Below are 8,643 nucleotides of genomic sequence, written 5' to 3'. Positions count from 1 at the left end.
GGGTCCCGGCCCTGCGGGCGCGCATCCCTCACGCAACCGACCGGTCCGCCGCCTTCCGCGCGGACGGGGACGCTTCTACCGCCCGCCGAGGGCCCCCTCCCCCCGACCCCCTGCCCCCGCTTCGCGGGGGAGGGGAGCACTTCATCGCGCGGGATGGTTGCCGCCCTGCACGGGGCTCGCGGAAGTGTATCCCCTCTCCCGCGCAGTTTGCGGGAGAGGGTGCGAGCCTAGGCGAGCGGGTGAGGGCCCGGGTGAGGGCGCGAGCCGCGGATCCGCGCGCTGGCCTCGCCCACCGTCACCGTGATCGCGCTGCCGATGAGCGCGAACCACAGCGTGTCCACCACCCTGGGCATCGCCCCGAACTGCTGCGCCGCCCACAGCGACGCCATCGCCCCGACGGCAATGCCCATGCCCGTCAACGCGTCGCGTCCGTCCGCGCGCTTCGAGACCAGCCCCAGCAGGAATCCGCCCAGCAGTCCGCCGTACGTGAACGACGCGATCTGCAGCGCGATCACCACCAGCGGCGTACCGGCCGCCACCAGCTGGAACGCCAGCGAAACAGCGATCATCACCACGCCCCACGCGAGCGTAAAGCGCTTGCCCACGCGCAGCAGGTGCTCCTCGCCGCCGCGCTTCGTCAGCGGCACGTACAGGTCGTGCACGCTCACGGCCGCCAGCGCGTTGAGCGACGACGACATGGCCGCCGCCAGGATCGCCGCCACGACGAGACCCGCCACGCCCGTGGGCAGGTGCTCGATGGCGAACGTGGGAAAGACGGCGTCCGGCTGCGGGAACACGCGCCCCTCGTAGAACACCCACAGCCCCGCGCCGATCAGCAGGAACAGCGCGAACTGCAGCAGCACGATCACCCCCGAGCCAATCAGCGCCCGCCGCGCATCCCGCAGGGACGGCGACGCCAGCAGCCGCTGCACGATCAGGTGGTCGGCCCCGTGCGACGCCATCGTGAGGAACGCGCCGCCCACGATCCCCGTCACCAGCCAGTTGCCCTGCGCGAACCCGCCGTCCAGGTGCAGCACGCGCAGCTTGTTGGCCGGCGCGGCGGCCCGCACCAGGCCGTCCCATCCGCCCGGGATCATCCCCAGCAGCACCCACAGCACGGCGATGCCGCCCACCACGTAGATGAACATCTGCGCCACGTCCACCCACACGACGGCGCGCAGGCCGCCGTAGTAGCTGTACAGCAGCGTGAACACGCCGATGGCCACGATGCTCTGCCAGACGGGGATCCGCGCGATGACGGCAAGGGGGATGGCCGTGGCGAAGATGCGCACGCCGTCCGCAAGCACGCGCGTGACGAGAAAGACGATGGACGCGAACCGCCGCGTTCCGTTGCCGAACCGGCGCTCCAGCAGCACGTAGGCCGTGGCGATCTCGCCGCGAAAGTAGCGGGGCAGCAGGAACGCCGAGATGGCGATGCGGCCGATGAGGTAGCCCGTCGCCAGCTGCAGCATCCACAGGTCGCCCGTGTACGCCGTCGCCGGCACGCTGATGACCGTGAGCGCGCTGGTCTCCGTCGCCACCACGCTGAAGCACGCGGCCCACCACGGGATGGCGTGGTCGGCGAGGAAGTAGTCGCTGGCGTCCTTCTGCTTGCGTCCCAGCGCGCCGCCCAGGACGGACACGAACGCCACGTACGCCAGGACGATGGCGATGTCGATGGCGGAAAGGCTCACCCGCCGCTCCCCGTCCTGCTCGTATCGGCCGGCGCGGATGCCGGGGCGGACGCGGACGCCGCGCCGCCGAACTGGGTCTCCAGCGCCTGGACCTTGTTCGTCATCCAGGCACGGATCTGCGGCTCGCTCTCCAGGCTCTTCGACGCGTCCCACGACGCCGGGTCGATGCCCGTGCCGCCCGCGCGGCGCTTCGCGGCGAGCTGGTACAGGGCCCGGCCGCCGCGGTCGTACACGCGCAGCTCCCACGTGTACGGGTGCCGCGGGCCGCCGTACTGCACGGCCCACACTTCGGCGTCGCCGTCCGCGTTGATGTCCTCCACGCCGGAAAGCTGCCGCAGCGCGCTGCTGTCCGGCTCCGCGGGCGCGTTCGGTCCCGTCCGCACCGTCCCCGGCAGGTCGGAGACGTACAGGCCGGGCTTGGTGAACGCGTAGGTCACGCTCGTGTCCGGCATCTCCAGGATCAGGATCTCGTGCCCGCCGGGCGCCACGCTCACGCCCTCGCGCAGGGGATCGTCCACCCACTGCTGCACGGGCACGGCCGCCGCGATGAAGCGGCCGTGGTAGTTGCGCACGTGAAAGGGGACGGCGGAGCGCACCTCCGGCCCGATCTGCCGCCGCGCCACGGCCAGCGCGGACGTGTCCGCCGCGGCGGAGTCCGGCGGGGCGGCGGCCGCGGATTGCGCCGGCCTGGCGTCGCCGCCGCACGCGGCCAGGAGCGCGGCGCAGGCCACCAGCGCGCCGGGACGGATCACCCGCGCGCGGCGGGCGTACCAGGGGAGAGAGCTGGACATGATCGTGAGCGGGATCAGCGGTCGGGATGCCGGGTACGGTTGGTGTCCCCAACCTACGGGTTCCGCCGGATGCGCGAAACGCCGTCCACGCCCGCCCCGCCGACGTTCATCATCTCCCCATGATCCAATCCGCGTTCCCCGCGTGGCTGCCGGACCCGCGCCACCTGCGGCGCCTGTTCGTACGGGGCGTCGTGCTGTGGCTGGGAATCCGGGCCGGGGTGGTGGCCTGCAGCCTCCTGTCGCTGGTCCCGCCCGGGGTCGTCCGGAGGGGCGCGAGCATCCTGGCGCTGACGCCGCCCGCGGCCATGGCGCTGGTGCTCATTGTCGCGGGCGTCGCGGCCCTGGAGGCCTGGCGGGCGCGCGAGACGCTGTTCGCGGCAAACCTGGGCCGGCACCCCGCGTGGCCGTCCGGCGTGGCGGCCCTGGTCGGCGGCGTGCTGGAATTCGGCATGGCGGGGGTGGTCTGAGTGGAGCGCGTCTTCGCGGCGGACAGCATCCGCAAAAACCTCGGCGGGCGGACGATCCTCAAGTCCGCGTCCGTGTGGGGCACGGCCGGGACCATCACGGTGGTGTTCGGTCGCAACGGCTGCGGCAAGTCCACGCTGCTGAAAGTCGGCGCGGGACTGATGGGGGCGGACCAGGGCGTGGTACACTTTCGCGGGCGGGCGTACCTGCGGCCGCGGCTGCATCGCCTGGCCGCGGAGGGCCTGTTCTACCTGCCGGACGCGGGGCTGCTGGCCCGGTACGGCTCCCTGGCGGACCACCTGGGCGCCATCACCCGGCGCTTCGGCGGGTCGCTTTCGGCGGAGGACGCGGAGGCGCTGGATGTGGCGCCGCTGCTGGAGCCGCCCGTGCGCACGCTGTCCGGCGGGGAGCTGCGGCGGGCGGAGGTGGCGGCGGCCGTGGCGCGCGGTCCCGTGTGCCTGCTGGCGGACGAGCCGCTGGCCGGCATCGACCCGGGGGACCAGGCGCGCATCGCGGCCGTGCTGCGGCGGATGGCGGCGCGTGGCTGCGCCGTGATCGTCACGGGGCACGAGGTGTCGGAGCTGCTGGACCTGGCGGACGAGGTGGTGTGGCTGACGGCCGGCACCACGCACGGCCTGGGCACCGCCGCGCGGGCCGCCGCGAACGACCAGTTCCGCCGCGAGTACCTGGGCCCGATGGGGAGAGTGCGATAGAGCGTTAGTGCGGAAGTGGGCCCTGAGAAGGCTGGGACCGAGAAGAAATCGAGAATCCGGCCTCGGCGATTGCTGCCGATCACGGGCCTGGATCCGCCATGTCCGCCCCGCGCCGGAGCGGCTGAAGCCGCCGCAACGACAGCGGAAAGCCTCACAAACTGCGTGAGGCTTCAACGGCGGGGTCGCCGCCGCCGGTGCACGCGAGACGACCTCCGCTGGGGCAGTCCGCGAAGGCGGACTTCGTGCCTTTCCCGCGGCGAATTCATTCGCTCCGTCTGGGGGCATGCACCTGTGCAGAATGCCCGGCCGCCGGAAACCCGTCCCCGAAGCCGGCCCGCGCTGCTCGGATCAGCCATCCCGTCGCATTCGCCGTAGCTCATCCGCCACGCGGGCGATGACGGGCGTCCAGTCGCCCTGGCGCGGCTGGCGGAACAGTCGCATGGAAGGGTACCACGGCGAGTCGTCGCGGCCCGTCATCCATCGCCAGTCCGCGTCCTCCTGCAGCAGCGTCCACGTGGGCACGCCCAGCGCGCCGGCCAGGTGCGCGGGAAAGCTGTCCACCGTGACGACGAGGTCCAGCGCGCGCAGGGTCCGCGCGGCCTCCAGGGGATCATCCGATCCGCTGTCCGTGCCGAAGCCCGCCGGCCGCTCGTCCAGCCCCGATCCGCGCTGCAGCACGTGCAGCGTCACGCCCGGGACGTCCGCCAGCGGCATCAGCATCTCGACGGGGATGGACCGGCGGTCGTCCCAGTCGCCGGCCCGCCAGACGAGGCCCACGTGCAGGCGGCCGTCCTCCGCGCGGGGGGCGGGATCGACGTGGATGTACGGGACGCGCGCGGGGAGCGTTTCGGGCGTGGAGCGAAAGACGTGGGACAGCTCCATGATCTCCACGTCCACGTCGTAGTCCACGCCCGCCTCGCCGTCGTGCAGCGGCAGCAGGCGGCCGATGCCGTCCACCGTGCGCAGCAGGGGGATGAGCGCCGGCTGCACCCAGAACGTGGCCTCCGCGCCGATGTCGCGCAGCAGGGGCGCGTAGCGGATGAACTGCAGCGTGTCGCCCAGGCCGTGGTAGCAGCGGACGAGCACGCGCTTTCCGTGCAGCGGCGTGCCGTCCCACACCCACTGCTCGTGCCGCGGCCGATGCCAGCACGGGACGCCCGCGTGCGACGCGAGCACGGCGTCGCTCACGCGCCACGCGTCCGCCCACATGCCCGCGCGCATGTGCCGCATCCACGCGGCCGCGAGGTCCTCCGCGCTCTTCTCGTCCCGCGCCGCCTCCGCCGTCCCGGCCGCACCCTGCATCCGCCCCGCCTCCATGTGCGTGGAAAGAGATCCCGCCCGGTCCACTTCCAATCCCGTGCCGGAAATGTGGCATGGCCGGAGGGGCAGAATTCGTCGAATATCCGATCGGGTAACGGGGGCTCCGGCCGGCGCGAGTGATGCCAATTGCGGATTCTGTCCCGCAACGGCCGTCCCCCAGCCGGAGCGAATGAATTCGCCGCTGGAAAGGCACGAAGTCCGCCTGCGCGGACTGCCCCAGCGGCGATCGGCCGACATGCACCGAATCCGATGTTCACGTAGTTGAAGCCTCACGCAGTTTGTGAGGCTTTCCGCTGTCGTTGCGGCGGCTTCAGCCGCTCCGGCGCGGGGGCGCCTCACCGGATCAGACCCGCAATCGGCAGAAGCGGAAAGCCCCACCGGACGACGCTGCACGTCGCACGGCGGGCTTCACGCACTTCCGCACTAACTAACGTCAGTCCCCCGCCAGCCCCAGCGAGCTCGGTACGAACGGCGCCTCGTGCATCACGGCCGGCTTGCGCTTGCGCACGAGCAGGAACCACTCGCGCATCGACACCGCCATCACCAGCAGCGCCACGGCCATGAATGCCAGCGCCACCACGGCGTCCAGCCGCGCGTTGAAGATCATCCGCTGCGCGGCCTCCACCGTCTGCGCGCCGGCCGGGAGCTCGCCCGCCGCGATCTTCGTGGCGATGGCGTTCGCCTGGGCCAGAAAGCCCAGCTTGGGATCGGGCGAGAACACCTTCTGCCATCCGGCCGTGAACGTCACCGCGGCCAGCCACGCCAGCGGCACCAGCGTGACCCACGCGAACCGCGCCTTGCCCATCTTGATGAGCACCGTGGTCCCCACGCACAGCGCCACGGCCGCCAGCAGCTGGTTGCTGATGCCGAACAGCGGCCACAGGGAGTTGATGCCGCCCAGCGGATCCACGACGCCCTGGTACAGGAAGTACGCCCATCCCGCCACCACCAGCCCGCTGGAGACGATGATGGACGGATACCACGACGTGCGCCCCATGGGCTTGTACACGTGCCCCAGGATCTCCTGCAGCATGAAGCGGCCGACGCGCGTGCCCGTGTCGATGGTCGTCAGGATGAACAGCGCCTCGAACATGATGGCGAAGTGGTACCACAGGGCCGCCATCCCGTGTCCGCCAAAGACCCCGGAAAAGATCTGCGACATCCCCACCGCCAGCGACGGCGCGCCCCCCGTCCGCGCCAGCAGCGAGCCCTCGCCCACGCTGGCGGCCAGCGCCGTCATCTGCTCCGGCGTCACCACGAAGCCCCACGTGGCGATGGTGCGCGTGGCCTGCTCCAGCGTGCCGCCCACCACGCCCGCCGGCGCGTTGATGGCAAAGTACACGCCCGGGTCCAAAATGCCCGCCGCCACCATCGCCATCACGCCCACGAACGACTCCATCAGCATGGAGCCGTAGCCCACCAGCCGCGCGTCCGTCTCCCTGGACACCATCTTGGGCGTCGTCCCGCTGGCCACCAGCGCGTGAAAGCCGCTGATGGCGCCGCACGCCACGGTGATGAACGCGAACGGAAAGAGCTTGCCGCTGAAGACGGGGCCCGTGCCGTCCACGAACTGCGTCATCGCCGGCATCTTGATGGTCGGCAGCGTGAGCAGGATGCCCGTCGCCAGCGCCAGGATCGTCCCGATCTTGAGGAACGTGGACAGGTAGTCGCGGGGGCACAGCAGCACCCACACGGGGAGCACGGAGGCGATGAAGCCGTAGCCCGCCATCAGCCACACGAGCGTCGTCTTTTCCACGGTAAAGACGGCGGCCAGCGCGGGGTTCTCGGCCACCCATCCGCCCGCGACCACCGCGAGAAGCGTGAGCACCACGCCGATGATGGACGTCTCCAGCACCTTGCCGGGGCGAAACTTGTGGAGCCACCATCCCATCAGCAGGGCGATGGGCACCGTGCAGGCGATGGTGAACAGGCCCCACGGCGAGTGCGCCAGCGCGTTGACGACGATCAGCGCCAGCACCGCCAGCAGGATGCACATGATGGAAAGCACGGCGATCATGGCGATGAACCCCGCCGTGGGGTTGATCTCCTCGCGCGCCATCTGCCCCAGCGACTTGCCGTCCCGCCGCATGCTGGCGAAGAGGATGACGAAGTCCTGCACCGCCCCCGCCAGCACCACGCCGATGATGAGCCACAGCGTCCCCGGCAGGTAGCCGAACTGCGCCGCCAGCACGGGCCCCACGAGCGGACCCGCCCCCGCGATGGCCGCGAAGTGATGGCCAAAGAGGACCCACCGGTTCGTGGGCACGAAGTCCACGTGGTTGTCCAGCCGCTCGGCGGGCGTGGCGCGCCGGTCGTCCAGGCCAAAGACGCGGCTGGCCAGGAACCGTGCGTAGAAGCGGTAGCCCACGAGGTAGGTGCAGACGGCGGCGACCACCAGCCACGCGGCGTTGATGGTCTCGCCGCGGTGCAGGGCGATCACGCCCAGGGCCGTGGCGCCCAGGAGGGCCACGACGGCCCAGGCGAGCTTGGGAAGGTGGTTGCGCATACGGTGGATGAACGGAGGTCGGGACCGGCGGGAGCGCGCCGCGGCCAGGGGGCGCGGCGGACGTACGTTCGATCTGTGTCGCGGACAGGCCGACAGTATACGTCGCGGAGCGTTATGGCGGGAGGGTGCCTGGCGGATTCCCGCCCGTGGATGCGGACCTCGCTCGGCGGACGCCCCGCGGTCCGTGGGGACCCGCCGGGCGCTGTCGGCGGCGGGTCCGAGCCGACCGCGTGCGCGGCGGATAAGGGACGGCCGGGTGATGGACGAAGCGTCGGATGACCCTCTCGAGGAGGGCGGATTTCTTAGGAACGGATGAAGAGGCGACGGCAGGGGCAACGGCCCGCGCGGGGGTGGCATCTATCCCCGGACGGTTCGCACGGTGGCGGCTTGCGTATGTTTGACGACCGATTGTGTTTAGCGACTGCCACCATTAAGTTTAGCGTCCCCACAGGCCTGGTCCCGTGCTCCCGCGTTCCCTGTGAGTCCGATGCCCTCCAAGCGCCGTTTCGCCACCGCATCCGCCGGCCTCGTCGTGGCCGCCGTCATGGGCGTTGCCATCTATGGCCGCATCCAGGACGCCAGCGCCGCCGCCGCGGGCGGCGACACGCCCGACAAGGCCGGCCAGCCGCTCGTGCAGACGTCCGCGTCCGGCACCTTCAACACCGACGTGGCCATCCCCGTGCAGGGCGTTGCCGCCCGCCGCGGCGAGCTGGTGATGTCCGTGAGCGCCGCCGGCCAGGCCGAGGCGTGGCAAAAGACGGTGCTGGTGGCGCAGGTCAACGGCCGCATCGTGGGCCTGCCCGTGCGCGAGGGCGACGGCGTGGGCGGCGGGCAGAGCGTCGTGGCGCTGGACGGCGCCGAGTACCAGCTGGCCGTGGAAGAGGCGCAGGCCGCGCTGCGCGACGCGGAGAGCAAGTTCCGCGAGGCCACCCTGTTCGACCACACCATCGACGACCCCGAGGTGCGCCGCGAGCGCGAGGCCGCCTCGCGCACCCGCAGCGGGATGGAGACGGCCGAGGTGCGCCTGCGCCGCGCGCGGCTGGACCTGCAGCGCACGCGGCTGGCGTCGCCGTTCGCGGGGCGCATCGCGTCCCTCAAGGTGGTGCCGGGCCAGTGGGTGCGTCAGGGCGACGAGCTCATGACCATCGTGGACC

At 71.6% G+C, this 8,643-nt stretch carries 7 protein-coding genes; 3 read left to right on the top strand and 4 right to left on the bottom strand.

Annotated elements, in window-relative coordinates:
* Positions 1-227 precede the first annotated feature (227 nt).
* Both VFZ20_RS00440 and VFZ20_RS00435 read right to left on the bottom strand, forming a co-directional pair.
* Positions 228-1,694, bottom strand: a complete 1,467-nt coding sequence (locus VFZ20_RS00440; RefSeq protein ID WP_329681836.1) for a sodium:solute symporter — start codon at positions 1,692-1,694, stop codon at positions 228-230.
* Positions 1,691-2,485, bottom strand: coding sequence for a hypothetical protein (locus tag VFZ20_RS00435; RefSeq protein ID WP_329681835.1), 795 nt, complete (start codon positions 2,483-2,485; stop codon positions 1,691-1,693). Before VFZ20_RS00435 ends, VFZ20_RS00440 begins: the two co-directional genes overlap by 4 nt.
* 119 nt (positions 2,486-2,604) lie before the next feature.
* Between VFZ20_RS00435 and VFZ20_RS00430 the strand changes: the two genes are divergently transcribed.
* Entirely contained in the window at positions 2,605-2,952 is a 348-nt protein-coding gene (locus VFZ20_RS00430) for a hypothetical protein (protein WP_329681834.1), read from the top strand.
* Positions 2,953-3,663: an ATP-binding cassette domain-containing protein gene (locus VFZ20_RS00425; RefSeq protein ID WP_329681833.1), complete on the top strand. Its 711-nt coding sequence runs from the start codon at positions 2,953-2,955 to the stop codon at positions 3,661-3,663.
* Between the two features lie 348 nt (positions 3,664-4,011).
* On the opposite strand, the gene VFZ20_RS00420 is transcribed toward VFZ20_RS00425, so the two are convergent.
* Positions 4,012-4,965 (bottom strand): hypothetical protein, encoded by a 954-nt coding sequence (locus VFZ20_RS00420; RefSeq protein WP_329681832.1) that lies wholly within the window; start codon positions 4,963-4,965, stop codon positions 4,012-4,014.
* Positions 4,966-5,416: 451 nt separating this feature from the next.
* On the bottom strand, positions 5,417-7,489 hold the full coding sequence (locus VFZ20_RS00415) for a carbon starvation CstA family protein (protein ID WP_329681831.1): 2,073 nt from the start codon (positions 7,487-7,489) through the stop codon (positions 5,417-5,419).
* A 487-nt stretch (positions 7,490-7,976) separates the two neighbouring features.
* Here VFZ20_RS00415 and VFZ20_RS00410 point away from each other — a divergent pair.
* Positions 7,977-8,643: efflux RND transporter periplasmic adaptor subunit (locus VFZ20_RS00410; RefSeq protein WP_329681830.1), on the top strand; the 667-nt coding region annotated here is incomplete at its 3' end.

This window comes from Longimicrobium sp., from assembly GCF_036280135.1.
Classification (GTDB): domain Bacteria; phylum Gemmatimonadota; class Gemmatimonadetes; order Longimicrobiales; family Longimicrobiaceae; genus Longimicrobium.
This window is presented reverse-complemented; position numbering and strand designations above follow the sequence as displayed.

Excerpts from the sequence above, each read along its gene's own strand:
- VFZ20_RS00420 (WP_329681832.1), bottom strand. The coding sequence starts at position 4,965 with ATGCAGGGTGCGGCCGGGACGGCGGAGGCGGCGCGGGACGAGAAGAGC.
- VFZ20_RS00430 (WP_329681834.1), top strand. The coding sequence starts at position 2,605 with ATGATCCAATCCGCGTTCCCCGCGTGGCTGCCGGACCCGCGCCACCTG.
- VFZ20_RS00415 (WP_329681831.1), bottom strand. The coding sequence starts at position 7,489 with ATGCGCAACCACCTTCCCAAGCTCGCCTGGGCCGTCGTGGCCCTCCTG.
- VFZ20_RS00435 (WP_329681835.1), bottom strand. The coding sequence starts at position 2,485 with ATGTCCAGCTCTCTCCCCTGGTACGCCCGCCGCGCGCGGGTGATCCGT.